This window comes from Nonomuraea sp. NPDC003754, assembly GCF_053605785.1.
The window spans coordinates 42,558-67,196 of the sequence record NZ_JBSGJX010000017.1 but is presented as its reverse complement, the minus strand read 5'-3'; the positions used below and the strand labels follow the sequence as shown (position 1 = coordinate 67,196).

Sequence of the window (24,639 nt, the reverse complement as noted above, 5' to 3'; positions counted from 1 at the left end):
CCTACGGGAGCGTCAGAAGGACTCGACGGCCCTGCGGGCCTCCGCGTCCAGCACACCCCAGCTAATGAGCTCCTCCGTCAGCTCACTGGGCGACTTGTCATAGATCACCGCAAGCGAGCGCAGGTCTTCCTGGCGGATGGAGAGGACCTTGCCGTTGTAGTCGCCGCGCTGGCTCTGGATGGTGGCCGCGTAGCGGGCCAGCGCGCCGGCCTTCTCCTTGGGCAGCGTCGCCAGACGCTCCAGGTCGATCACAAGCTTCGGCGTCGGCCCGAGAGGGCTGGGCGCTGCACCCCCCGGCAGCAGCTCCGAGACCGGCACGCCGTAGAAGTCGGCAAGTTCGGCAAGCTTCTGCACCGTGACCGCCCGGTCGCCACGCTCGTAGGAACCCACGACGACGGCCTTCCAGCGTCCACGCGACTTCTCTTCGACTCCGTGCAGGGACAAACCCTGCTGGGTGCGGATGGCGCGGAGTCGTGCACCCAGCGACTTGGCGTACTCAGACGGCATTGTGTGGCCCCCGGCTGTTGTATGTGCTGCTCTCAGTTGATTGTCCTCCCTCGCGACGATTGCCTGGACCACCGGGGGGTGGGTGCCGGACAGGCACCTTCGGTAGCCGGGCTACTGGGGTTTACCCCGGTACGCCGCAAGGTGTGGTTACGGACAGTGACGGTAAAGCTGTGGACGCCTAAGGTCAAGCTGATTGGAAAAAAGATGCCGAATCCGGTCCGGGATGGTCCGCCTCAAACATCACTCTTGTCCCATGGCCAACACTACTTCGTCACTGTTTGCCGAGAGCCGCCGGGCTGTCTGGTCAGAACGAGCACAGGACGCGGCGCCACCCTTATGATCTTGACCGATGTGTCACCGAGGAAGACCCGCCGCAGCGGTCCTGACGAACTGGAGGCGACGATGATCAGCTCGCCGTCCAGCCAGGACGTTCCGTCCATGGCCTGGGCGACGTTCCTGCCCGCCAGCGTCTCGATCGCCGCCTCGGGCTCCCACCCCCGCGCCGCCTTCTCCAGGTCGGTCGTCGCCTGGGCGCGCAGCCCGTCGAGCATCCGCTGCTCGATCTTGGCGCGGCCCGCGCCGACCACCAGCGTCACCAGCCGCAGCGGCGCGTCCAGGGCGGCGGCCAGCTCCACGGCGGAGGCGAGGGCCGCGTCGCAGCCCGGGCTGCGCCGGTAGGCCACGGTCAGCCGCTCGATGCGCCGCGGCGCCTGCTCGGTGTAGCCGTTGGGGGCCAGCAGCACCGGCACCGGAGAGGCGTGCAGCAACTGGTCGGCCGTGCTGCCGAGGGAGATGCTCCCCTTGCGGCCCCGCGGGCCCGAGCCGATCACCACGAGGTCGGCGTCCGCGGCCCGAGCCACCTCCACGAGGCCCCGCCCGCTGCCCCTGTTGTAGTGGATGACGTACTCGGCCTCGTCGCCCGCCAGTTTCCTGGCCTGCTCGAAGCCCGCCTCGACCTGTTCGTTGAGGAAGGCCAGCCAGGCGCTCTCCTCGGCCTTGGCCGGGCCCGGCGTGGTCCACGGCGGCGGCTGGATGGTGGCGACCGTCAGCCGCGCGCCTGCCTGCCTGGCCAGCATGACGGCGAGCGTCAGGCCGTCGCGGCCCCGGGAGTCGGGCAGGAAACCGGACAGGACGTGCTCGGGCTTCATCGGATGCTCCCGGTGTTGAGCCGCGAATGTCTGAAGCCGTACGCGAAGTAGGCCAGCAGGCCCACGGCCGACCACAGCAGGAACGCCACCCAGGTGACCCCCGCCAGCTCGGACATGAGCAGCACGCAGAAGATCACGCCGAGCACCGGGGTGACGGGGAACAGCGGGGTGCGGAAGCTGCGCGGCAGGTCAGGCCTGGTACGGCGCAGCACCAGCACACCGACGTTGACGATGGCGAAGGCGAACAGCGTGCCGATGCTGGTGGCCTCGGCCAGCTGCCCGAGCGGCACGAACCCGGCGAGCACGGTGACGAACAGGCTCACGATGATCGTGTTGGCGACGGGCACCTGGCGGCGCGGGTTGACCTTCTCGAAGATCTTGGGGATCAGCCCGTCACGGGACATCGCGAACAGGATGCGGGTCTGGCCGTACAGGACGGTGATGACCACGCTGGCGATCGAGATGACCGCGCCGAAGGAGACGATGGCCCCCGCCCAGGTGGAGCCGGTGGCCATGTTGGCGATGACGGCGAGGACGGCCTCGGTGCTCTCGGGATCGAAGTCGGTCCAGGCCATGGCCCCGATGGCGGCGATGGCGACCAGGACGTAGATCACCGTCACGATGCTCAGCGACAGGAGGATCGCCAGGGGCAGGTCGCGCTTGGGGTTCTTGGCCTCCTCACCGGCGGTGGAGGCGGCGTCGAAGCCGATGTAGGAGAAGAACACCTGGGAGGCCGCGGCCGTGATGCCGGCGACGCCCAGCGGCGCGAAGGGCGTGAAGTGGGCCGAGTTGAAGGCGGTGAAGGCGACCACGCAGAAGAAGATCAGCACGGCCACCTTGATGTAGACGAAGATCGTGTTCGCGGTGGCGGACTCGGAGGTGCCGCGCAGCAGCAGCCAGGTGGCCAGCAGGACGATCAGGATGGCCGTGAGGTTGATCACGCCGCCCTGGTTGCCGGGGGAGTGGGTGATCGAGTCGGGCAGCGAGAAGCCGAAGGTGCTCTCGAAGAAGGTGTTGAGGTACTCGCCCCAGCCCACCGCCACGGCCGCGACCGAGACCGCGTACTCGAGCATGAGGCACCAGCCGCACACCCACGCCACGAGCTCGCCGAGCGTGGCGTAGGCGTAGGAGTAGGACGACCCGGACACCGGGATGGTCCCGGCCAGCTCGGCATAGGACAGTGCGGAGAACAGCGCGGTGATGGCGGCCAGCACGAAGGACAGCACCACCGCGGGCCCCGCCTTCGGCACCGCCTGCCCGAGGATGACGAAGATCCCCGTCCCCAGCGTGGCGCCGACGCTGAACAGCGTCAGCTGCCACAAAGACATGGTGCGGCGCAGGTCGCCGCCCTCCCCATGACCGCCCTCCGCCACGATCTGGTCGGTGGGCTTGGTGCGGAACAGCCGCTCGGCCAGCGCCACGGGCACCTCCCTACAACGTGCTGGACAGCGGCCAGGTGGCGTTGGGCGTGATGATGGTGCCCGCCTTGCCGTCCAGGATCTCCAAGGCCTGATCCAGCCGCCCGATGGCCGCCATGTCGCCGGTCGTCTCCACGAACCTGCAGACCGCCTCCACCTTGGGGCCCATGGACCCCGCGGGGAAGTCGATCGCGCGCAGCTCGTGCGGCGTCGTGTGGCCGATCTCGGTCTGCTGGGGGGTACCGAAGTCGCGCATGACGCGCTCCACGTCGGTGAGGATGAGGAAGGCGTCGCACTCCAGGGCCTCGGCGAGCAGCGAGCCCGTCAGGTCCTTGTCGATGACGGCCTCGACGCCCGTCAGCCGGCCGTTCTCGTCGCGGATGACGGGCACGCCGCCGCCCCCGGCGCCCACGACGATGACGCCGTCCCGCATCAGTCCGCGGATCAGCCGCGTCTCGACCACACGCTGCGGTTTGGGCGAGGGCACCACGCGGCGCCAGTACTGGCCGTCGGGCTTGACCACCCAGCCGTTCTCCTCGGCCAGTTTCTCGGCCTCCGCCTGGTCGTAGACCGGCCCGACGAACTTGGTCGGGTTCTGGAAGGCCGGGTCGACGGCCGAGACCAGGGTCTGGGTGATGATCGAGATCACCTGGCGGCCCGGCAGGCCGTTCTGGAGCGCCTGGAGCATCCAGTAGCCGATCATGCCCTGCGTCTCGGCGACCAGCGTGTCGAACGGGTAGGGCTTGGTCAGCTTGGGGTCGGCGGCGCTCTCCAGGGCCAGCATGCCCACCTGTGGACCGTTCCCGTGCGTGATGATCAGCTCATGCCGCTCGGCGACCTTGGCCAGCGGCCTGATCGCCGCGGCCAGGTTCGCCCGCTGGACGTGGTCGTCCTGCCGCTCGCCGCGCCGCAGGACCGCGTTTCCCCCCAGCGCCACCAGGACCTTCATGTCAGCTCCCCAGGGTGGCGACCATGATGGCCTTGATCGTGTGCAGGCGGTTCTCGGCCTGGTCGAAGACGATCGAGCGGGGCGACTCGAAGACGCTCTCGGTGATCTCCAGGGCGTCGAGTCCCGTCTTCTCGTAGATGTCCTCGCCGACCCTGGTCTCCCTGTTGTGGAAGGCGGGCAGGCAGTGCATGACCTTCACGCCGTCGTTCCCCGTCGCCTCCACCACCTCGTCGTTGATCTGGTACGGCTTGAGCAGCCTGACCCGCTCGTCCCACACCCTCTTGGGCTCGCCCATCGAGACCCAGACGTCGGTGTAGAGGAAGTCGACGCCCTCGACGCCCGTGGCCACGTCCTCGGTGATGGTCAGGGTGGCGCCGGTCTGCCTGGCCAGGTCCGTGGCCGGCTTGACGACCATCGTCGGGTCGGGCTGCAGCGACCTGGGCGCCACCAGGCGCACGTCCATGCCGAACATCGCCCCCGTGACCAGCAGCGAGTTGCCCATGTTGTTGCGGGCGTCGCCGAGGTAGGCGAAGGAGACCTGGCGCAGCGGCTTGTCGGTGTGCTCCCGCATGGTGAGCATGTCGGCCAGCATCTGCGTGGGGTGCCACTCGTCGGTCAGGCCGTTCCAGACCGGGATGCCCGAGTAGGCGGCCAGCTCCTCGACGTGCTCCTGCTTGGAACCCCGGTACTCGATGCCGTCGAACATCCGGCCCAGCACGCGCGCGGTGTCCTTGACCGACTCCTTGTGCCCCATCTGCGAACCCGAGGGGTCGAGGTAGGTCACGTGCGCGCCCTGGTCGTGGGCGGCCACCTCGAACGCGCAGCGGGTCCTGGTCGAGGTCTTCTCGAAGATCAGCGCGATGTTCTTGCCGGTGAGCCGCCGCTGCTCGGTGCCGGCGTACTTGGCCTGCTTGAGCTCGGCGGACAGGGTGAGCAGGAAGCCGAACTCCGCGGGCGTGAAGTCGAGCTCCTTCAGAAAGCTGCGGTTGCGAAGGTTGAAGCCCATGGTCAGATGCCGTCCCTCTCCAGCGGGCAGCTCATGCAGCGCGGCCCGCCCCGGCCGCGGCCCAGCTCGCTGCCGCGGATGGTGATGACCTCGATGCCGTTGTCGCGCAGGTAGTTGTTGGTGGTGGTGTTGCGCTCGTAGGCGACCACCACCCCCGGCGCGATGGCCAGCACGTTGCACCCGTCGTCCCACTGCTCGCGCTCGGCGGCGTTGACGTCCTGGGTCGCGGTGAGGATCTTGATGTCGTCGAGGTCGAGCGCCTGGGCGATCGCCTTGTGCATGTCCTCGGCCGGGTGGTCGGTGACCTTCAGCTCCTTCTCGGTGTCGCCCGGCTCGATCGTGTAGGACGGCAGCATGCCGAGGCCGGCGTACTTGGTGAAGACGCCCACGTCCACGTTGGTCATGACCGTGTCGAGGTGCATGAACGCGCGGGCCTTCGGCATGTCCAGCGCGACGATCTTCTTGGCCCCGCCCGTGGCGAACAGGTGGCGGGCGAGCATCTCGACCGCCTGCGGCTGGGTGCGCTCGCTCATCCCGATCAGCACGGCGCCCCGCCCGATGATCAGGACGTCGCCGCCCTCGATGGTGGCGGGCGCGACCTTGGTGCCCGGCATCCACACCTGGAAGCGGCCCGCCTCCGAGGTGAACATCGGGTGGTAGGTGTAGATGGCCTCGAAGTTGACCGTCTCGGCCTGCCTGGCCTTCTTCCTCATCGCGTTGATGGACACCCCGTTGTAGATCCAGCACGAGGTGTCACGCGTGAACAGGTGGTTGGGCAGCGGCGGAAGGACGAAGTCGTTCCCGCCGAGCACGTGGAAGGCGACGCTCTTCGGGTCGGCCCCGCGCTCCATGATCTCCGACTTGGTGATGCCGCCGGTCAGGGCCTGCTGCAGGTCCTTCGACGGCAGCGAGTCGAGGGTGTTGCGGATGGCGTCGGTGGCCAGCGGCCCGTGCCAGCGCTCGTCGACGACGTGGTCGAGGATGTGCTTGCGCGCCTCGGGGATGTCGAGGGTCTCGCGCAGCAGGTCGGCCAGCATGTGGACGGTGATGCCCTGGTCGCGCAGCGTCTGCTGGAACTCCTCGTGCTCTTCCACCGCGCGCTGCACCCACAGCACGTCGTCGAAGAGGAACTCGTCCTTGTTCGTGGGGGTGAGCCGCTTCAGCGCCAGTTCGGGCTTGTGCAGCAGAACCTGGTGGAGCCTGCCTACCTCGGAATCGACATGAAAGGTCATAACAGGTATTCCTTTCCTAGACCAGCGGGCCGTACTCGCCGCGCTTGGCCTTCACCCAGATGTAGACCGGCACGCCCACCAGGAGCATCAGCGTTCCGCCGAGCACCGCCTCGGGGCCTGATCCGTAGGCCATCCAGAACGCGAACAGCAGCGCGACGACGCTGATGACGAGGTCGCGGCCCAGCCGTCCCCTGTTGACCTGGCGTTCACCCGTCACCAGCCAGAACAGCTGGGCGCAGGCGGAGAAGAAGTAGGGGATGACGGTGGTGAAGGAGGCCAGCAGCACGATGGTGTTGAAGGCGTTCTCCGACGAGTAGGCGACCAGCAGCATGCCCGACGTCAGGACGGTGCCGATCAGGATGCCGGGGATGGGCGCCCCGCGCGGTGACTCCCTGGCGAACAGCGGCGGGAACATGCCGTCCTGGGCCGCGGCCTTGGGCATCTCGGCCACCAGCATGGTCCAGCCGTTGAGGGCGCCGATGCCGGAGAAGATGGCGCAGGCGGCCATCGCGATGCCGCCCCCGGTGCCGCCGAACATGTTGTTGATCGCGTCGGCGAACGGCGCCGACGACTTCACGAGCTCGGCGTACGGCACAGTGCCCATGACCGCGACGGTGCTCAGCATGTAGAGCACGGCGCAGGCCAGCACGCCGATGACGCTGGCGCGCCCGATGTTGCGCATCGGGTCCCTGATCTTCTCCGCGGCGATGGAGACGCTCTCCACGCCCGAGTAGATGAACAACGCCACCGCGCCGGCGAGGGAGATCGCGGCGACGACGTTGCCCTCCGTGGCGTTGAACGGCCCGAAGTTGCCGCCCTGGATGAAGAACAGGCCGACCAGCGAGACGAACAGCAGCGGCGCGAACTTCAGCACCGTGGTGACGAGCTGGAAGGCGGCCATGTTCTTGGGGCCCATCAGGTTGACCACCGCGGGGATCCACAGCCCCACCAGCGCGATGACGATCGCCGCGGTCGTGCCCGTCCAGTTGAGGCCGAAGACCTGCTGCGCGAAGTACTGCACGTACCCGACCCACGCGACGGCGATGGCGGCGTTGCCGATCCACGCGGTCAGCCAGAACGACCACGCGTTCCAGAAGCCGACGAACTCGCCGAAGGCGTTGCGCGCGTAGGCGTAGGGGCCGCCGCCGGCCGGGATGCGCGCGCCCAGCCTGCCGAAGACGATCGCCATCGCGATGGCCCCGAGGGTGACCAGGCCCATCGCCACGATGCTGACGGTGCCGAAGGCGGCCAGCGAGGCGGGGAGCAGGAAGATGCCGGTGCCGACGATGTTGCCGATCACCAGGGCGATGGCCGCGCCGAGGCCGAGACTGCGTTGTGGGCCTTCGGTGACGCCCGTCAGCTCGGTCTCGACGGTGCCGACGCCTCCGCCTTCAGGCGGCCGTGGCTCTCCCATTGCGCCCCCCAACGCGGATACCCCGGACGTCATGTGACATTCGGGGCGTCCCCGTCGGTGAGTACGCTAAAACGCCCAGCTCAACCATCTTCTCTTGTTCATGAGAGCGCGGGCGGGCGCGCCGGAGGGGCTCAGCTGCGGGGGTTGCCGGACACGAGCAGCACGACGGCGAAGACCGCCATGCAGACCGCGATCAGAGCCACGGGCCACGCCTCCCAGCGCCCGTTGATCCGCTCGGCGGTCACCGGCCCGCGGCCGTGTTCGGCGAAGCCGCGGACCAGCGCGGGCTCCTCAGTGGCGAGCTGGCGGGCGATGGCGTCGAGAATCTTGCGCTCGCGTGCGGACAGGGACATTCCGCGACCTCCCCGAGAAAGACTTGGAGGAGGTTTTATCTCTTTTGTCCGGATTTTCCAAATTGTTCAATGGTGCTTGAGCGCCTCGACCCCGCCGACGATCTCGTTGAGCTCCGTGGTGATCTCGGCCTGCCTGGCCTCGTTGGCCTCCCTGGTCAGCCGCTCGACCAGCTCCAGGGCGTTCTCGGTCGCCGCCGTCATCGCCGTGCGCCTGGCCGCCCACTCCGCGGCCGCCGAGTCGAGCATCATGTACCAGATCCTGGAGCGGACGTACTTCTGCAGCATCTCGTCGAGCACCGCCTCAGGCGTGGGATCGAACTCGTAGGGCGCCTTGGGCAGCACGTCCGCGGCCCGGTCCTCGTCCTGCTCCTCCACCTCCTCCAGGACCATCGGCAGGATCCGGTGCACGGTCGTCTGCTGGGTCAGCATCGACGCGAAATGCGTGTACACCACGTGCACCTCGCCGACCCCGCCGTCCCGCGTGGGCATGTCGAAGGCCTCGATCAGCGTCCGCCCGATCTCCGCGGCCGTCGCGTAGTCGGGGTGTCCCGACACCCCGATCCACTTCCCGCGCACCTCCCTGTTGCGGAAGCCGAACCAGTCGACGCCCTTGCGCCCCGTGACGAAGGGGATGATCTCCTTGCCCTGGCCCTCCAGCAGGGTGGCCAGCGCCCGCGCGTGACGGAGCACGTTCTGGTTGTAGGCGCCCGCGAAACCCCTGTCGCTCGTCATCAGCAGCACCGCCACCCGCGAGGTGTCGGGCCGCGTGTTCAGCAGCGCGTGGTTCATCCGCATGCGATGGCTGACCAGCGCCGACACCGCCCGCGAGATCTCCCTGCTGTACGGCTCGGCGTCCATGGCGCGGTCACGCGCCTTGCCCACGCGTGAGGAGGCGATCAGCTCCTGCGCGCGGGTGATCTTCGCCGTCGATCTGACCGACCTGATCCGCTGACGGATCCGGCGTAGTTGCGCACCCAACGTAACCCCCCGACGCCACCCGACTACGGCACGTGAGACACCAGCGTAACCGTCGTATCACCCCCTGCCCGTCGTGGCTGGTAGCTGCTGGTAATGTGGCTGCGACCCAACACCCTTTTAACCCCGTCCCGTGAGGCGGGAAAGGCGGTGAGCTTCACCATGTCCGAACCCAGGGCCGTTCTCGAAGGCCCGGACATCCACCGGGCGCTGACCCGCATCGCGCACGAGATCCTCGAGCGCACCAAGGGCGCCGACGGCGTCGTCCTCCTCGGCATCCCCACCCGTGGCGCCACTCTGGCCGGCCGGCTCGCCGAGCGCATCGAGCAGTTCGAGGGCGTGAAGGTCCCCGTCGGCTCGATCGACATCACGATGTACCGCGACGACCTCAGGCTCCGGCCCGCGCGCCCGCTCGGCCGTACCGACCTGCCCGCCGACGGCATCGACGGCAGGCTCGTCGTGCTGGTCGACGACGTGCTCTACTCCGGCCGCTCGGTCCGCGCCGCGCTCGACGCGCTCAACGACCTCGGCAGGCCCACGGCCGTCCAGCTGGCCATCCTGGTCGACAGGGGCCACCGCGAGCTGCCCATCAGGGCCGACTACGTGGGCAAGAACCTCCCGACCGCCAAGAGCGAGAAGGTCAAGGTCTACCTGGAGGAGACCGACGGGCGCGACGCAGTGGAGTTGATCAAGTGAACAGGCATCTCATCTCGGCGGCCGACCTGACCAAGGACGACGCGCTGCTGATCCTCGACACCGCCGAGGAACTGGCCCGCGTCTCGGAACGATCCATCAAGAAGCTCCCGACCCTGCGCGGGCGCACGGTGGTCAACCTCTTCTTCGAGGACTCCACCCGCACCCGCATCTCCTTCGAGGCCGCCGCCAAGCGGCTGTCGGCCGACGTCATCAACTTCTCCGCCAAGGGCTCCAGCGTCTCCAAGGGCGAGTCGCTCAAGGACACCGCGCTGACCCTGGAGGCGATGGGCGCCGACGCCGTCGTCATCCGCCACGGCGCCTCCGGCGCGCCGCACCGCCTGGCCAACTGGGTGCGCGGCAGCGTCGTCAACGCCGGCGACGGCACCCACGAGCACCCCACCCAGGCGCTGCTCGACGCCTTCTCGATGCGCCGCCGCCTCGGCTCGCTCGAAGGGCGCAAGGTCACCATCGTCGGCGACGTCCTGCACAGCAGGGTCGCCCGCTCCAACGTGCTGCTGCTGGCCACGCTGGGCGCCGACGTGACCCTGGTCGCGCCGCCGACGCTGCTGCCGGTCTCCGTCGGCACCTGGCCGTGCGAGGTCTCCTACGACCTCGACGCCGTGCTGCCCAAGTCCGACGTCGTCATGATGCTCCGCGTGCAGAAGGAGCGGATGAACGCCGCCTACTTCCCCAGCGAGCGCGAGTACTCCCGCCGCTACGGGCTCGACCGCGACAGGTTCGCGAAGATGCCCGACGAGGCGATCGTCATGCACCCCGGGCCGATGAACCGGGGCATGGAGATCGCGGCCGAGGTGGCCGACTCGCCGCGCTCGACGATCGTCGAGCAGGTCGCCAACGGCGTGACCATCCGCATGGCCGTCCTGTACCTGCTGCTCGGGGGAGAGATCTGATGCTGATCAAGAACGTTCGCATCCTCGGCGGCGAGCCGGTCGACATCGCCGTCGTCGACGGACTCATCGCGGAGATCCGCCCCGCGGGGTCTGCCCCCGCAGAGGGGGTCGACGGGGTCGTCGACGGGCGCGGCGCGATCGCGCTGCCCGGCCTGGTCGACCTCCACACCCACCTGCGCGAGCCGGGCCGCGAGGACGCCGAGACCGTCCAGACGGGCACCCAGTCGGCCGCGCGCGGCGGCTACACCGCCGTCCACGCCATGGCCAACACCATGCCCGTCGCCGACACGGCGGGCGTCGTCGAGCAGGTCTGGCGCCTCGGCCAGGAGTTCGGCCACTGCGACGTGCAGCCCGTCGGCGCCGTCACCGTCGGCCTGGAGGGCAGGCAGCTGGCCGAGCTCGGCGCGATGGCCGACTCCGCCGCCCGCGTGCGCGTCTTCTCCGACGACGGCAAGTGCGTCGACGACGCCGTGCTGATGCGCAGGGCGCTGGAGTACGTGAAGGCCTTCGACGGCGTCGTCGCCCAGCACGCCCAGGAGCCCAAGCTCACCAAGGACGCCCAGATGAACGAGGGCGTCATCTCCGGCAGGCTCGGCCTGGCGGGCTGGCCCGCGGTCGCCGAGGAGGCGATCATCGCCCGCGACTGCCTGCTGGCCGCCCACGTCGGCTCCCGCCTGCACGTCTGCCACGTCTCCACGGCCGGTTCTGTGGAGATCATCCGGTGGGCCAAGTCCAAGGGCTGGAACGTCACCGCCGAGGTGACCCCCCACCACCTGCTGCTCACCGACGACCTCGTCGAGGAGTCGCCCAACGGCGCCTACAACCCCATCTACAAGGTCAACCCGCCGCTGCGCACCGCGCACGACGTCCAGGCGCTGCGCGCCGCCCTGGCCGACGGCACGATCGACGTCGTGGCCACCGACCACGCGCCGCACCCCGTCGAGGACAAGGAGACCGAGTGGGCCGCGGCGGCCATGGGCATGGTCGGCCTGGAGACCGCGCTCAGCGTCGTCCAGGAGGCCATGGTCGACACCGGGCTGCTCGACTGGGCGGGCGTGGCCGAGCGCATGTCCGTCGCCCCGGCGCGCATCGGCCGCCTCTCGGGCCACGGGCGACCGCTCGAGGTCGGCGCACCGGCCAACATCGTGCTCTACGACCCGTCCTCGCGCACCGAGGTGGACCCCTCCTCCTTCGCCTCCAAGAGCCGCAACACCCCCTACGAGGGCATGACCCTTCCCGGACGGGTGCTGGCGACGTTCCTGCGCGGCAAGCCAACCGTTCTCGAAGGGAAGGTCACGTGACCGAGCGTCGCGAGGGACACCATATGCACAGCAGTAACGCCGTTCTCGTGCTGGAAGACGGCCGTGTCTTCCACGGGCGCACCTACGGCGCGCAGGGCGAGACGTTCGGGGAGATGGTCTTCAACACCGGCATGACCGGCTACCAGGAGACCCTCACCGACCCGTCCTACCACCGCCAGATCGTCGCGATGACCGCCCCGCACATCGGCAACACGGGCGTCAACGACGAGGACCCCGAGTCCTCGCGCGTCTGGGTCGCGGGCTACGTCGTGCGCGAGCCGTCCCGCGTGGTCTCCAACTGGCGGGCCACCCGCTCCCTCGACGACTACCTCAAGGAGCAGGGGGTCGTCGGCATCGCGATCTCCGGCACCCGGGCGCTGACCCGCCACCTGCGCGAGCGCGGCGCGATGCGCGCGGGCATCTTCAGCGCGCCGTCGCAGCCGGTGGAGGCCCTGGTCGAGCGCGTACGGCAGCAGCCGCTCATGGAGGGCGCCGACCTGGCCGCCGAGGTGGCCACGGCCGAGCCGTACGTGGTCGAGGCCATCGGCGGCAAGCGCTTCACCGTCGCGGCCGTCGACCTCGGCATCAAGGGCATGACGCCGCACCGCATGGCCGAGCGCGGCTGCGAGGTGCACGTCCTGCCCGCCACGGCGACCTTCGAGGACATCCAGGCGATCGCTCCCGACGGCGTCTTCTTCTCCAACGGCCCCGGCGACCCGGCCACGGCCGACGTCACCACCCTGCGCAGGGTGCTGGAGGCGGGCATCCCGTTCTTCGGCATCTGCTTCGGCAACCAGCTGTTCGGCAGGGCGCTGGGCCTTTCGACCTACAAGCTCCGCTACGGCCACCGCGGCGTCAACCAGCCGGTCCAGGACGTGCGCACCGGCAAGGTGGAGATCTCGGCGCACAACCACGGCTTCGCCGTCCAGGCGCCGCTCGACGGGCCCTTCGACACGCCGTACGGGCCCGCCGAGGTCAGCCACGTCAACCTCAACGACCGCTGCGTGGAGGGGCTGCGCCTGCTCGACGGGCGCGCCTTCAGCGTGCAGTACCACCCGGAGGCCGCCGCCGGCCCCCACGACGCCGCCTACCTGTTCGACGAGTTCTGTTCGTTGATGGCGGCGTCGTGAAAGCACGAAGCCGCGCAGCGCGCACTCAACCCATGTTCGACGAGTTCTGTGAGGTCATGAGCCGTGCCCAAGCGTGAGGACATCCGGTCCATCCTGGTCATCGGCTCGGGACCGATCGTCATCGGGCAGGCGTGCGAGTTCGACTATTCGGGTACCCAGGCCTGCCGCGTGCTGCGCGCCGAGGGCTTCAGGGTGATCCTGGTCAACAGCAACCCCGCCACGATCATGACGGACCCCGAGTTCGCCGACGCTACCTACGTCGAGCCGATCACCCCCGAGTTCGTCGAGAAGATCATCGCCAAGGAGCGGCCCGACGCGCTGCTGCCCACCCTGGGCGGGCAGACGGCGCTCAACACCGCGGTCGCCCTGCACGAGGCCGGCGTCCTCGAGCGCTACGAGGTCGAGCTGATCGGCGCCGACTTCGACGCCATCCAGGCGGGCGAGAACCGCGAGCGGTTCAAGGAGATCGTCGCCAAGGTCGCCCGCGAGCACGGCCTCAACGCCGAGTCCGCCAAGTCGGTCATCTGCCACAGCATGGACGAGTGCCTGGCCGCCGCCGGCGAGCTCGGCTACCCGCTGGTCGTGCGCCCCTCCTTCACCATGGGCGGCGTCGGCTCGGGCTTCGCCTACGGCGAGGCCGACCTGCGCCGCATCGCCGGCGCGGGCCTCGACGCCAGCCCGACCACCGAGGTGCTCCTCGAGGAGTCGATCCTCGGGTGGAAGGAGTACGAGCTCGAGGTCATGCGCGACAAGGCCGACAACGTCGTCATCGTGTGCTCCATCGAGAACATCGACCCGATGGGCGTCCACACCGGCGACAGCGTCACCGTGGCCCCGGCGCTGACCCTGACCGACCGCGAGTACCAGAACATGCGCGACGTCGCGATCGCGGTCATCCGCGAGGTGGGCGTCGACACCGGCGGCTGCAACATCCAGTTCGCGGTCAACCCGCGCACCGGCCGCATGATCGTCATCGAGATGAACCCGCGCGTGTCGCGGTCGTCGGCGCTGGCCTCCAAGGCGACGGGCTTCCCGATCGCCAAGATCGCCGCCAAGCTGGCGATCGGCTACACGCTCGACGAGATCCCCAACGACATCACCAAGGAGACCCCGGCCTCCTTCGAGCCGACCCTCGACTACATCGTGGTCAAGGTGCCGAGGTTCGCCTTCGAGAAGTTCCGCGGCGCCGACCAGACACTCACCACGCACATGAAGTCGGTGGGCGAGGCCATGGCGATCGGCCGCTCCTTCCCCGAGGCGCTGCAGAAGGCGCTGCGCTCGCTGGAGAAGAAGGGCTCGTCGTTCTCCTGGGCCGGCCACCTCGCCTCGAAGCAGGAACTGCTCGACGACTGCCGCACGCCCCACGACGGCAGGCTGCGCACCATGCAGCAGGCCATCAGGGCGGGCGCGACGGCCGAGGAACTGTTCGAGGCCACCAACGTCGACCCGTGGTTCATCGACCAGCTCATGCTGCTGGACGAGGAGGCCCGCGCCCTCGCCGAGGCCCCCGAGCTGTCCAGGCAGGTGCTGGAGCAGGCCAAGCACCACGGCTTCTCCGACGCCCAGATCGGCGAGATCCGCGGCATGGACGAGTCGCGCGTGCGCGACCTGCGCCACGCCCTCGGCCTGCGCCCGGTCTACAACACCGTCGACACCTGCGCCGCCGAGTTCGCCGCCAGGACGCCCTACCTCTACTCGACCTACGACGAGGAGAGCGAGGTCCCCTACGGCGAGCGGCCCAAGGTCCTCATCCTGGGCAGCGGGCCCAACCGCATCGGCCAGGGCATCGAGTTCGACTACGCGTGCGTGCACGCCTCCTTCGAGCTGTCCAGGGCCGGGTTCGAGACCGTCATGGTCAACTGCAACCCCGAGACCGTCTCGACCGACTACGACACCTCCGACCGGCTCTACTTCGAGCCGCTCACGCTGGAGGACGTCCTCGAGGTCGTCCACGCCGAGCAGCAGACCGGCCCGGTGGCCGGCGTGATCGTCCAGCTCGGCGGCCAGACGCCGCTGGGCCTGGCGCAGGCGCTGAAGGACGCGGGCGTGCCCGTCGTCGGCACCTCGCCGGAGTCGATCCACCTGGCCGAGGAGCGCGGCGCCTTCGGTCGCGTGCTGGCCGAGGCGGGGCTGCCCGCCCCCAAGCACGGCACCGCGCTGACCGTCGCCGAGGCGCTGGAGATCGCCGAGGAGATCGGCTACCCGGTGCTCGTGCGGCCGTCCTACGTGCTGGGCGGCGCCGGCATGGCCATCGTCTACGACGACGAGACGCTCAGCACCTACATGGCGGCCCAGGAGGGCGGCCACCCCGTGCTGATCGACAAGTTCCTCGACGAGGCCATCGAGATCGACGTCGACGCGCTGTTCGACGGCGAGGAGCTCTACCTCGGCGGCGTCATGGAGCACATCGAGGAGGCCGGGATCCACTCGGGCGACTCGGCGTGCGCGCTGCCGCCCATCACGCTCGGCGGCAACGACATCAAGCGCATCCGCGCCGCCACCGAGGGCATCGCCAGGGGCGTCGGCGTCCGCGGCCTGCTCAACGTGCAGTACGCCATGTCGGCGGGCGTCCTGTACGTCCTGGAGGCCAACCCGCGCGCCAGCCGTACCGTGCCGTTCGTCTCCAAGGCGACGGCGGTGCCGCTGGCGAAGGCGGCGGCCCGCGTCATGATGGGCGCGACCGTCGCCGAGCTGCGGGCCGAGGGCATGCTGCCCGAGCACGGCGACGGCGGCACGCTGCCGCTCGACGCCTCCATCGCGGTCAAGGAGGCCGTGCTCCCGTTCAACCGCTTCCGCGGCGTCGACACCGTGCTCGGCCCCGAGATGCGCTCGACGGGCGAGGTCATGGGCATCGACGAGTTCTTCGGCATCGCCTACGCCAAGTCGCAGGCCGGAGCCTACGGCGAGCTGCCCACCAAGGGCCGCGCGTTCGTCTCCGTCGCCAACAGGGACAAGCGCTCGATGATCTTCCCGGTGCGTGCCCTCGCCGACCTCGGCTTCGAGATTCTGGCCACGGAGGGCACCGCCGAGGTGCTGCGCCGTAACGGAGTCCATGCCAAGATCGTGCGAAAGCAGAGCGAGGGGACGGGACCCGACGGTGAGCCGACGATCGTGCAGCGCATCCTGGACGGTGAGGTGGACCTGATCGTCAACACGCCGTTCGGCAGCCCCGGGCAGTCGGGGCCGCGCCTCGACGGCTACGACATCCGCACCGCCGCCGTGCTGCGCGGCATCCCGTGCATCACGACGGTCCAGGGGCTCGCCGCGGCCGCCGCGGGCATCCAGGCCAACGTGCGGGGCGATGTGGGCGTACGGTCCCTTCAGGAACACGCACGAGCCCTGCGGGGGTGATCAGGTCTGGCCGGGACTCCGGTGCAGGTGACTGGCACGGTGCTGACCACGCGCCGGGTCGACGCCTACCATGCGCTGACCGTGGTGGCGCCCGGCGTCGCCGAGCGGTTCCGTCCCGGCCACTTCGTCTCGGTCGCCGTCGGGGGGCCGCGCACCTCGATGGTGACCAGGCGCGCGCTGTCCATCCACGACGTCAGCCCCGACTACGGCGGCACGGTGGAGCTCGTCTTCACCGCCACCGGCCCCGGCACGTCGTGGCTGGCCGAGCGGCGCGCCCGTGACACGCTCGACCTGGTGGGGCCGCTGGGGCGGCCCTTTCCGCTGCCCCGCGACCCCGCCGTCTGCGTGCTGGTCGGCGACGAGTACGGCGCGGCGCCGCTGTTCCCGCTGGCCGACGCGCTGATGGAACGCGGCTGCCGCATCGACTTCGTGCTCGGCGCGGCCTCGGCCGACCGGGTGTTCGGCGCGATGCGGGCCCGCAGGATGGCCGAGACCACCACCCTCACCACCGAGGACGGCTCGCTGGGCCTGCGCGGCAAGGTGACCGACGTGCTGCCGTCCGTGATCGCCGACACGCGCGCCGACGCCATCTACGCCTGCGGGCCGATGGCGACGCTGCGCCAGGTCACCGCGGTCGCCATCGAGTTCGACATCCCCGTCCAGGTGGCGGTCGAGGAGGCCATGGCCTGCGGCATCGGGATCTGCATGACCTGCGTGCTGCCCGTCATCGGCGACGACGGCGCCACCAGGATGGTGCGCGCCTGCGCGGAGGGTCCTGTGTTCAGAGGCGAACGCGTGCGGTTCGAGGACGTGGGAACGATCCCGTTCGACGCGCTCGGCGCCCCCGGCGGTGGAGCGCGTCATGTCGGTTGACATGCGGACCTTCCTGGCCCACGTCGAGCTCGCCAACCCGGTCACGACCGCGGCGGGTTGCGCGGGCTCGGGCAGGGAGCTGGCCCAGTTCTTCGACCTGCACCGTCTCGGCGCGCTGGTCACCCGGTCGATCACGATGGCCCCGCGGGCGGGCAGGCCCACCCCGCGGATGGCCGAGACGCCCTCGGGCATGCTCAACGCCGTGGGCCTGCAGGGGCCGGGCATCGACGCCTTCCTCGAACGCGAGCTGCCGTGGCTGGCCCAGCGCGGCATCAAGACCGTCGTCTCGATCGGCGGCGGCACCGTGGCCGAGTACGCGGCGTTGGCCCGCCGGCTCACCGACGCGCCCGGCGTGACCGCGATCGAGGTCAACCTCGCCTGTCCCAACATCGAGGACCGCGGCCGGGTCTTCGCCCGCGACGGCGGCGCCGCCGCCGAGGTGATCGCCTCGGTGCGCTCGGTCATGCGCTACGACGTGCCGGTGGTGGCCAAGCTCTCGCCGGACGTGGCCGACGTCGTCGCGGTCGCCCGCGCCTGCGTCGACGCGGGGGCCGACGCGCTCTCCATGATCAACAACCCGCTCGGCATGGCCATCGACATCGACGCGCTCAAGCCGTCCCTCGCCGCCGGCACCGGAGGGCTGTCCGGGCCGGCGATCCTGCCGCTCGCCGTACGGTGCGTGTGGCAGGTCCACGCCGCCATCCCCGGCGTGCCCATCATCGGCGTCGGCGGCGTGGCCAGCGGCCACGACGCCCTCCAGCTCGTCCTCGCAGGCGCCTGCGTGGTCGGGGTGGGCACGGCGCTGTTCCACGACCCCTACGCCTGCCTGCGCATCGAGCGCGAGCTCGAGGAGCTGCTGGCGGCCAGGGGATTCCACCGCCTGGCCGACGCCGTCGGCCTGGCGCACCGGCCACCGGGCAGCGCCGCCCGGCACCTGCTCGTCGACTCCGAGGAGAGTTCGCTGTGACGCCCGCACCCATCGCCGTCGCCCTGGACGCACCAGACCTGGAGACCGCGGCCCGCTGGGCTTCGCTGGTGACCCCCCATGTCAGCACCGTCAAGGTGGGCCTCGAGCTCTACCTGCGCTACGGACCCGACGTGATCGCCTCGGTGCAGGGGGCCAGTGGCGTACGGGTCTTCCTCGACCTCAAGCTCCACGACATCCCCAACACCGTGGCCGGGGCCACAAGGGCCGTGGCGCGGCTCAAGCCCGCCATCCTGACCGTGCACGCCGCCGGCGGCCCCGCGATGATCCAGGCGGCCGTGGAGGCCGCTCCGCACACCGAGATCGCGGCGGTCACCGTACTCACCTCGCTGTCGGCCGCGGACCTCGCCGCGATCGGGATCGCCGGCTCGCCCGAGGACGCGGTGCGCCGCCTGTCGGTGATGGCGGTGGAGGCGGGCGCCAAGGCGCTGGTGTGCTCGCCGCACGAGGTCGCCGGCGTGCGCGCGGCCGTGGGGCCGGACATCACGCTGATCACCCCGGGTGTACGGCCCGCCGGCGCCGACAGCCAGGACCAGGCGCGGGTGGCCACGCCCGAGCAGGCGCTGGCCGACGGTGCCGACCTGCTCGTCATCGGCCGCCCGATCACCGGCTCGGCCGACCCCGGCGCCACGGCGGCCTCGATCGCCGCGTCGCTCCGACGGTCATGATCATCTCTGGAACGGCCGCCTGGGTCAAGTCCACGTCCGTCCCGTCCGTCACATCGCTCGCAGAAGGCCCGTCCGGCCCTGCTGTCGCCTCCGTCCCGACAGTCTGGCCGGCCGCGTCCTGACGCGACCCTTCACCGGGCGATCGACGCGAGGGGCGCGAGGTGTCCGAAACCCCGGCAGGGCCGCCGAATCGGGTCTTCGGCTGTCCGTAAAGTACGGGTCAGGAAGGGGTGTCGGGACCGGTTTCTGTGATCATGATCGCATTCGCGGCGACCCGGTTGACGAACGCTGAAAAGCGCGAAGTAGGGGCATTTTGATCAGCACAGTGTAGCGGTGTGACTTCACAGAGTGAAGAAGTGGACTTTATGGTGAGAGAAACGGCGCTTGACGTTGCTAACGACGTCTTGACCAGCTAGTTTCCCTTGCCGTCCGAGTACATCGCAAAGAAATTCGAGGTGACCCGGCGTGGCTCTTCCTCCCCTGACCCCTGAGCAGCGCGCCGCAGCCCTTGAGAAGGCTGCCAAGGCCCGTAAAGAGCGTGCCGAGGTCAAGAACCGTCTCAAGCACGGCGCGGTTTCTCTGGCTGAGGTGCTCAAGGATGGGCAGACCGACGACGTCATCGGCAAGATGAAGGTGTCGGCTCTGTTGGAGTCGCTCCCCGGCGTGGGCAAGGTCCGCGCCAAGCAGTTGATGGAGCGGCACGCTATCGCCGAGTCCCGCCGCGTGCGGGGTCTCGGCGCGAACCAGAGGGCTGCCCTCGAGCGCGAGTTCGGTGGCAACGAGGGCTAACCTCGGTACCACACGAAATCGCGGGTTCGACGGGGGTACGAGGTGACCGACAGGTCCTGGTCCGAAGGTGAAGGCACGGATCGTGGAGGTTTCGTTCCCCCAGGTGGCGGCGCGCGCCAGCGCGGCGCCACCAGGCGGCTGACGGTCCTTTCCGGGCCGTCGGGCGTCGGCAAGTCCACGGTCGTCGCCGAGCTCCGGCGGGCACACCCCGAGGTGTGGCTGTCGGTCTCGGTGACCACCAGGAAGCCCCGCCCCGGCGAGACCCACGGGGTGGAGTACTTCTTCGCCGACAACGACGAGTTCGACCGGCTCATCGCGGCCGGCGAGCTGCTGGAGTGGGCCGAGTTCGCGGGCAACAGGTACGGCACGCCGAGAAAGGCCGTCCTCGACAAGATCGCGGCGGGTGTGCCCACCCTGCTGGAGATCGACCTCCAGGGCGCCCGGCAGGTGCGTGAGAGCATGCCGGAGGCGCTGCTGGTCTTCCTGGCCCCCCCGACGTGGGAGGAGCTGGAGAAGCGGCTGCGGGGACGCGGCACCGAACCCGAGGACGTCATCGCCCGCCGCCTGGAGGCCGGACGGATCGAGATGGCGGCCGAGAAGGAGTTCGATACCACGCTGGTGAACACGAACGTCCAGGACGTATGCCACAGGCTGATAGCCTTGATGACCGCATAGCATTCCGACGAGAGGTCTGACAACGTGGCAGGCATTGCCCCGACGGCCGAGGGCATCACCAACCCCTCGATCGACTCGCTGCTCGACATCGTCGACAGCAAGTACTCGCTGGTCATCATGGGTGCCAAGCGCGCCCGCCAGATCAACGCCTACTACTCCCAGCTCGGCGAGGGCCTGCTGGAGTACGTCGGCCCCCTGGTCGAGACCCACGCGCAGGAGAAGCCCCTGTCGATCGCGCTTCGCGAGGTCTCCGAGGGTCTCCTCAACGCCGAGCCCATCGAAGGCGCGGTCTGACCCTTCCATGAGGGTCGTCCTTGGCGTCAGCGCGGGCATCGCCGCCTACAAGGCTTGCGAGCTGCTGCGCCTGTTCACCGAGTCGGGCCATGAGGTGCGGGTCGTGCCGACCCGCGACGCGCTGCGGTTCGTGGGCGAGCCCACGTGGGCGGCGCTGTCCGGGCACCCGGTGACCACCGACGTGTGGGACGGCGTGCACGAGGTGCCCCACGTACGGCTCGGCCAGCAGGCCGACCTCGTCGTGGTCGCGCCGGCGACCGCCGACGTCCTGGCCAGGGCCGCCCACGGCCTGGCGGGCGACCTGCTCACCAACACGCTGCTCACCGCCCGGTGTCCCGTGGTGTTCGCACCCGCGATGCACACCGAGATGTGGGAGCACCCGGCGACCCGGGCCAACGTCGCCGTCCTGCGCGAGCGGGGGGCCATCGTCATCGACCCCGCCGTCGGCCGCCTCACCGGCGCCGACACCGGTCCCGGCCGGCTGCCCGATCCCGCGGAGATCTTCGAGATCTGTCGCCGCGTCATGGCCGGCCGTCCACGCGACCTGGCGGGACGCAAGGTCGTCATCTCGGCCGGCGGCACCCGCGAGGCCCTCGACCCCGTCCGCTACCTCGGCAACCGCTCCTCCGGGCGGCAGGGATACGCGCTGGCCCGCACGGCGGTCGCGCGCGGCGCCGAGGTGACGCTCGTCGCGGCCAACGTCTCGCTCGGCGACCCGGCGGGCGCCAAGGTCGTCAGGGTCGAGTCGGCGATCGAGCTGCGTGACGCCGTGCTGTCGGCCGTGGCCGACGCCGACGCGGTCGTCATGGCGGCGGCCGTGGCCGACTTCAGGCCCGCCGTGCGCCACGACTCCAAGATCAAGAAAACGTCGGCCGAGCCCGAGCCGATCGACCTGGTCAAGAACCCCGACATCCTCGCCGAGCTGGGCGAGCGGCGGCGCGCGGCCGGGCCCGGCGCGGGACCCGCGGTGATCGCCGGGTTCGCGGCCGAGACCGACGACGTGCTGGCCAACGGCAAGGCCAAGCTCGCCCGCAAGGGATGCGACCTGCTGGTGGTCAACCAGGTGGGCGAGGGGCTGGCCTTCGGCACGCCCGACAACGCCGCGGTCATCCTGGCCGCCGACGGGTCCCAGGTCGAGGTCGGGCGCGGGCCCAAGGAGGACCTGGCCGACGCCGTATGGGACCTGATCGCCGCCCGCCTCTCCTGACCCGCCGCCCGCTTGACAGGGACGGCACGCGCGCTCGGGTGTGACCCTGTGAGGGTGACGGCACCCGCGGCGCTTCGCCACGTCCCCGCGCCCGGATCCGGCCCGCGGTAGCCGCACGCTCGTACGCGGATGTGGTGGCGCTCCGTCGGCCTCGCCACCCCCGCCCAGCTCCATGCCCAAGCGCGCCGGGACCCCGGGGCAGGCGCGCCGGATCCCGGGGGTTCCTGGGCGCTCGAATCCCGTGGTTCTTGCGCGCTCGAAGTCGGGCGTCGCTGCCCGCTTGAGTTCCCGGCGTCCCTATCTGCTTGAGCACCGGGCGTCCCTGCATGCTTGAGTCCCGGGCGTCCCTGCGTGCTTGGGCTCCCGGGCGTCCCTGCGTGCTTCAGCCCCGGGCGTCCCTGTCTGCTTGACCCCCTGGCGTCCCCGCGTGCCCGAAGCGGCTCCGGCGGCCCGTGACCGCCGCGTTTCGAAGGAGGGCCGGGCTCGCCGCTGCCCCGGGTGGCGCGCGTGGCCCCGCCGGGCCGTACCGCGAGACCGGCGCGGGGCCGCTGCTCCCTCGGCGTGCTTGGCCCCGGGGCTTTGACCTTCGGGAAGCGACATGGGCGGTTACCTGATCACCTGTTGCGGCGTCCCCCGCCGCCTGCCAATACTGAGGGTCGGCGAGGGGGGATGGGATGCCGGTGACGTCGGCTGTCAGGGATCGCTGCAGGGCTCTGCTGCGCCAGGGGGAGGAGATCCGCTATGTCTTCCCCGCGCTCTCGATAGGCCCGCCGGGCGTCGCCAACTTCCTCATCGTGGTCACCGACCAGTCGGTGTCCGTCCTGGCCACCAGGACGCTGAGGAACGACCGGCCCGTGTCGCTCTACGCCGCCTTCCCCCGTGCCACCAGGCTCGGGCCGATCACGATGGCGCCCAGCCCGGTCATCCAGGTGGGCCAGATGTTCTTCGAGTTCGAGGAGGAGTACGCCGCGGTCGTCGCCGCGGCCGACGCCGAGGTGTTCGAACCCGACACCCTGCCCCACGATCCGCTTCCCTACCTATGACAAGCGGCAGAATGGGAGCAGTTTCGCGGCACACGGGCATGTCGGGCTACACTTCGGCGATGGCCCCGGCGTGCCCTGCCCGCCCGAGCCACACCACCGTCAGCAGCCGCTGCATGAGGAGCCACTGAGTTGTCACGTCGCCTGTTCACCTCCGAGTCGGTCACCGAAGGCCACCCGGACAAGATCGCCGACCAGATCAGTGACGCGATTCTCGACGCCATGCTCAAGGACGACCCCAGGTCCCGGGTCGCCGTCGAGACGCTGATCACTACCGGCCAGGTCCACGTCGCAGGCGAGGTGACGACCGAGACCTACGTCGACATCGCCGGCGTCATCCGCGAGAAGATCCTCGAGATCGGGTACGACGCCTCCCACAAGGGCTTCGACGGCGCCTCCTGCGGTGTGTCGGCCTCCATCGGCGCCCAGTCGCCCGACATCGCCCAGGGTGTCGACGACGCCTACGAGCACCGTGTCGAGGGCGATGTCGACGAGCTCGACCGTCAGGGTGCCGGCGACCAGGGTCTGATGTTCGGCTACGCCTGCCGCGAGACGCCCGAGCTGATGCCGCTGCCGATCACGCTCGCGCACAGGCTCGCCCGCCGCCTGTCCGAGGTGCGCAAGTCCGGCCTGGTGCCCTACCTGCGTCCCGACGGCAAGACCCAGGTCACGATCGAGTACGACGGCGACAAGCCGGTCCGTCTCGACACGGTCGTGGTCTCCACGCAGCACGCGGCGGAGATCGACCTCAAGGAGATGCTGACGCCCGACATCAAGGAGCACGTGGTCGACTACGTGCTCGCCGGGATCGACATCGACACCGAGGGCTACCGGCTGCTGGTCAACCCGACCGGCAGGTTCGAGATCGGCGGCCCCATGGGCGACGCCGGCCTGACCGGCCGCAAGATCATCGTCGACACCTACGGCGGCATGGCCCGCCACGGCGGCGGCGCCTTCTCCGGCAAGGACCCGTCCAAGGTCGACCGCTCGGCCGCCTACGCCATGCGCTGGGTCGCCAAGAACATCGTCGCCGCCGGCCTGGCCGACCGGGCCGAGGTCCAGGTCGCCTACGCCATCGGCAAGGCGGAGCCGGTGGGCGTCTTCGTCGAGACGTTCGGCACCGAGAAGGTCCCCGTGGAGAAGATCCAGGAGGCCGTGACCCAGGTGTTCGACCTGCGTCCCGCCGCGATCATCCGCGACCTCGACCTGCTGCGCCCGATCTACTCCGAGACCGCCGCCTACGGCCACTTCGGTCGTGAGGGCTTCTCGTGGGAGTCGACCGACCGCGCCGCCTCCCTCCGCCAGGCCGCCGGCCTCTGACGGACGCCCGCTTCCGGGCCGCCGGTCTTCCGGCCCCGGACGCGGTCGTTCCTCGCGCCGCGGGTCCGCCGGTCGCGGACCCGCCTTCGCGGTGCGGGGCGTGGGCTCCTCTGGTCGGGCGTGCCATCGCGTGGTGGCGCCGTCCAGTGCGTCGCGGGACGTCCTCCGATGATCGGACCGTCTCGCGTCACGGCGCGCCGTCTCGGACCGTCTGGCGTCATGGGTTCCGGTTCCGGATGGGATCGCCTGACGTCATGGGGTGCCGGTCTCGGGCCGGATCGTCTGGCGTCATGGGTGTCGGTCCCGGATCGGGTGTTTCGCGACAGTGGTGCCGGTCTGAGATCGGAGCGCTTCGCATCGCGCGAGGCGCGGCCGTCCAGTGTGCTCTTGCGCCGAT

23 protein-coding genes are annotated in these 24,639 nt (G+C 70.1%); 14 read left to right on the top strand and 9 right to left on the bottom strand.

Translation table 11 applies throughout. The features are described 5' to 3' along the window. Nucleotides 1–12 precede the first annotated feature (12 nt). The 9 genes from bldD to ACWEVS_RS21995 form a co-directional block, all read right to left on the bottom strand. Complete coding sequence (gene bldD / locus ACWEVS_RS22035) at nt 13–507, bottom strand: transcriptional regulator BldD (RefSeq protein ID WP_026214021.1); 495 nt, start codon at nt 505–507, stop codon at nt 13–15. 263 nt (nt 508–770) lie between these two features. Further along, complete coding sequence (locus ACWEVS_RS22030) at nt 771–1,655, bottom strand: universal stress protein (protein WP_452553037.1); 885 nt, start codon at nt 1,653–1,655, stop codon at nt 771–773. Then, nucleotides 1,652–3,076 (bottom strand): amino acid permease, encoded by a 1,425-nt coding sequence (locus ACWEVS_RS22025; protein WP_449921132.1) that lies wholly within the window; start codon nt 3,074–3,076, stop codon nt 1,652–1,654. Before ACWEVS_RS22025 ends, ACWEVS_RS22030 begins: the two co-directional genes overlap by 4 nt. A 10-nt stretch (nt 3,077–3,086) precedes the next feature. Further along, nucleotides 3,087–4,022 carry a carbamate kinase gene (gene arcC / locus ACWEVS_RS22020; RefSeq protein ID WP_354910190.1) on the bottom strand — a complete coding sequence of 312 codons (936 nt, stop codon included), beginning with the start codon at nt 4,020–4,022 and terminating at the stop codon, nt 3,087–3,089. Nucleotide 4,023: 1 nt separating this feature from the next. Continuing rightward, nucleotides 4,024–5,028, bottom strand: a complete 1,005-nt coding sequence (gene argF, locus ACWEVS_RS22015) for an ornithine carbamoyltransferase (protein ID WP_452553035.1) — start codon at nt 5,026–5,028, stop codon at nt 4,024–4,026. Between the two features lie 2 nt (nt 5,029–5,030). Continuing rightward, on the bottom strand, nt 5,031–6,260 hold the full coding sequence (locus tag ACWEVS_RS22010; RefSeq protein ID WP_449921126.1) for an arginine deiminase: 1,230 nt from the start codon (nt 6,258–6,260) through the stop codon (nt 5,031–5,033). Nucleotides 6,261–6,276: 16 nt separating this feature from the next. Continuing rightward, on the bottom strand, nt 6,277–7,674 hold the full coding sequence (locus tag ACWEVS_RS22005) for an amino acid permease (RefSeq protein WP_449921123.1): 1,398 nt from the start codon (nt 7,672–7,674) through the stop codon (nt 6,277–6,279). 131 nt (nt 7,675–7,805) lie between these two features. Continuing rightward, the gene (locus ACWEVS_RS22000) at nt 7,806–8,027 is read right to left on the bottom strand and encodes a DUF3040 domain-containing protein (protein ID WP_354910199.1); all 222 of its coding nucleotides are present in this window, start codon (nt 8,025–8,027) and stop codon (nt 7,806–7,808) included. Between the two features lie 66 nt (nt 8,028–8,093). Then, nucleotides 8,094–9,005 (bottom strand): F0F1 ATP synthase subunit gamma, encoded by a 912-nt coding sequence (locus tag ACWEVS_RS21995; protein ID WP_449921121.1) that lies wholly within the window; start codon nt 9,003–9,005, stop codon nt 8,094–8,096. A gap of 159 nt (nt 9,006–9,164) precedes the next feature. On the opposite strand from ACWEVS_RS21995, the gene pyrR reads away from it, so the two are divergent. The 14 genes from pyrR (at nt 9,165) to metK (ending at nt 24,242) form a co-directional block, all read left to right on the top strand. Continuing rightward, nucleotides 9,165–9,698 (top strand): bifunctional pyr operon transcriptional regulator/uracil phosphoribosyltransferase PyrR, encoded by a 534-nt coding sequence (gene pyrR / locus ACWEVS_RS21990; protein WP_354910526.1) that lies wholly within the window; start codon nt 9,165–9,167, stop codon nt 9,696–9,698. Next, nucleotides 9,695–10,609, top strand: coding sequence for an aspartate carbamoyltransferase catalytic subunit (locus tag ACWEVS_RS21985; RefSeq protein ID WP_354910204.1), 915 nt, complete (start codon nt 9,695–9,697; stop codon nt 10,607–10,609). Before pyrR ends, ACWEVS_RS21985 begins: the two co-directional genes overlap by 4 nt. Continuing rightward, a complete protein-coding gene (locus ACWEVS_RS21980; protein WP_449921116.1) occupies nt 10,609–11,910 on the top strand; it encodes a dihydroorotase in 1,302 nt (433 codons plus the stop codon). The genes ACWEVS_RS21985 and ACWEVS_RS21980 overlap by 1 nt, the downstream gene beginning before the upstream one ends. Before the next feature lie 23 nt (nt 11,911–11,933). Next, nucleotides 11,934–13,040, top strand: a complete 1,107-nt coding sequence (gene carA / locus ACWEVS_RS21975; protein ID WP_452553033.1) for a glutamine-hydrolyzing carbamoyl-phosphate synthase small subunit — start codon at nt 11,934–11,936, stop codon at nt 13,038–13,040. A gap of 63 nt (nt 13,041–13,103) precedes the next feature. After that, on the top strand, nt 13,104–16,391 hold the full coding sequence (carB, locus tag ACWEVS_RS21970; protein ID WP_354910209.1) for a carbamoyl-phosphate synthase large subunit: 3,288 nt from the start codon (nt 13,104–13,106) through the stop codon (nt 16,389–16,391). 6 nt (nt 16,392–16,397) lie between these two features. After that, entirely contained in the window at nt 16,398–17,264 is an 867-nt protein-coding gene (locus tag ACWEVS_RS21965) for a dihydroorotate dehydrogenase electron transfer subunit (RefSeq protein ID WP_449921443.1), read from the top strand. After that, a complete protein-coding gene (locus ACWEVS_RS21960; RefSeq protein WP_354910215.1) occupies nt 17,254–18,231 on the top strand; it encodes a dihydroorotate dehydrogenase in 978 nt (325 codons plus the stop codon). The genes ACWEVS_RS21965 and ACWEVS_RS21960 overlap by 11 nt, the downstream gene beginning before the upstream one ends. Beyond that, nucleotides 18,228–18,917, top strand: coding sequence for an orotidine-5'-phosphate decarboxylase (pyrF, locus tag ACWEVS_RS21955; RefSeq protein WP_354910218.1), 690 nt, complete (start codon nt 18,228–18,230; stop codon nt 18,915–18,917). The genes ACWEVS_RS21960 and pyrF overlap by 4 nt, the downstream gene beginning before the upstream one ends. A gap of 465 nt (nt 18,918–19,382) precedes the next feature. Then, the gene (gene mihF / locus ACWEVS_RS21950) at nt 19,383–19,706 is read left to right on the top strand and encodes an integration host factor, actinobacterial type (protein ID WP_183658973.1); all 324 of its coding nucleotides are present in this window, start codon (nt 19,383–19,385) and stop codon (nt 19,704–19,706) included. 138 nt (nt 19,707–19,844) lie between these two features. Then, on the top strand, nt 19,845–20,381 hold the full coding sequence (gmk, locus tag ACWEVS_RS21945) for a guanylate kinase (protein ID WP_354910528.1): 537 nt from the start codon (nt 19,845–19,847) through the stop codon (nt 20,379–20,381). A 24-nt stretch (nt 20,382–20,405) separates the two neighbouring features. Then, on the top strand, nt 20,406–20,675 hold the full coding sequence (gene rpoZ, locus ACWEVS_RS21940; protein WP_449921108.1) for a DNA-directed RNA polymerase subunit omega: 270 nt from the start codon (nt 20,406–20,408) through the stop codon (nt 20,673–20,675). Between the two features lie 7 nt (nt 20,676–20,682). Further along, nucleotides 20,683–21,882 carry a bifunctional phosphopantothenoylcysteine decarboxylase/phosphopantothenate--cysteine ligase CoaBC gene (coaBC, locus tag ACWEVS_RS21935; RefSeq protein ID WP_449921105.1) on the top strand — a complete coding sequence of 400 codons (1,200 nt, stop codon included), beginning with the start codon at nt 20,683–20,685 and terminating at the stop codon, nt 21,880–21,882. Between the two features lie 674 nt (nt 21,883–22,556). Next, a complete protein-coding gene (locus ACWEVS_RS21930; RefSeq protein ID WP_354910222.1) occupies nt 22,557–22,925 on the top strand; it encodes a hypothetical protein in 369 nt (122 codons plus the stop codon). A 129-nt stretch (nt 22,926–23,054) separates the two neighbouring features. After that, nucleotides 23,055–24,242: a methionine adenosyltransferase gene (gene metK / locus ACWEVS_RS21925; RefSeq protein WP_354910224.1), complete on the top strand. Its 1,188-nt coding sequence runs from the start codon at nt 23,055–23,057 to the stop codon at nt 24,240–24,242. Nucleotides 24,243–24,639 lie beyond the last annotated feature (397 nt).

Excerpts from the sequence above, each read along its gene's own strand:
- coaBC (WP_449921105.1), top strand. The coding sequence starts at position 20,683 with ATGAGGGTCGTCCTTGGCGTCAGCGCGGGCATCGCCGCCTACAAGGCT.
- ACWEVS_RS22010 (WP_449921126.1), bottom strand. The coding sequence starts at position 6,260 with ATGACCTTTCATGTCGATTCCGAGGTAGGCAGGCTCCACCAGGTTCTG.
- ACWEVS_RS21930 (WP_354910222.1), top strand. The coding sequence starts at position 22,557 with ATGCCGGTGACGTCGGCTGTCAGGGATCGCTGCAGGGCTCTGCTGCGC.
- arcC (WP_354910190.1), bottom strand. The coding sequence starts at position 4,022 with ATGAAGGTCCTGGTGGCGCTGGGGGGAAACGCGGTCCTGCGGCGCGGC.
- ACWEVS_RS22030 (WP_452553037.1), bottom strand. The coding sequence starts at position 1,655 with ATGAAGCCCGAGCACGTCCTGTCCGGTTTCCTGCCCGACTCCCGGGGC.
- ACWEVS_RS22000 (WP_354910199.1), bottom strand. The coding sequence starts at position 8,027 with ATGTCCCTGTCCGCACGCGAGCGCAAGATTCTCGACGCCATCGCCCGC.
- argF (WP_452553035.1), bottom strand. The coding sequence starts at position 5,028 with ATGGGCTTCAACCTTCGCAACCGCAGCTTTCTGAAGGAGCTCGACTTC.
- ACWEVS_RS21960 (WP_354910215.1), top strand. The coding sequence starts at position 17,254 with ATGTCGGTTGACATGCGGACCTTCCTGGCCCACGTCGAGCTCGCCAAC.
- ACWEVS_RS22005 (WP_449921123.1), bottom strand. The coding sequence starts at position 7,674 with ATGGGAGAGCCACGGCCGCCTGAAGGCGGAGGCGTCGGCACCGTCGAG.
- carA (WP_452553033.1), top strand. The coding sequence starts at position 11,934 with ATGCACAGCAGTAACGCCGTTCTCGTGCTGGAAGACGGCCGTGTCTTC.
- ACWEVS_RS21980 (WP_449921116.1), top strand. The coding sequence starts at position 10,609 with ATGCTGATCAAGAACGTTCGCATCCTCGGCGGCGAGCCGGTCGACATC.
- pyrR (WP_354910526.1), top strand. The coding sequence starts at position 9,165 with ATGTCCGAACCCAGGGCCGTTCTCGAAGGCCCGGACATCCACCGGGCG.
- bldD (WP_026214021.1), bottom strand. The coding sequence starts at position 507 with ATGCCGTCTGAGTACGCCAAGTCGCTGGGTGCACGACTCCGCGCCATC.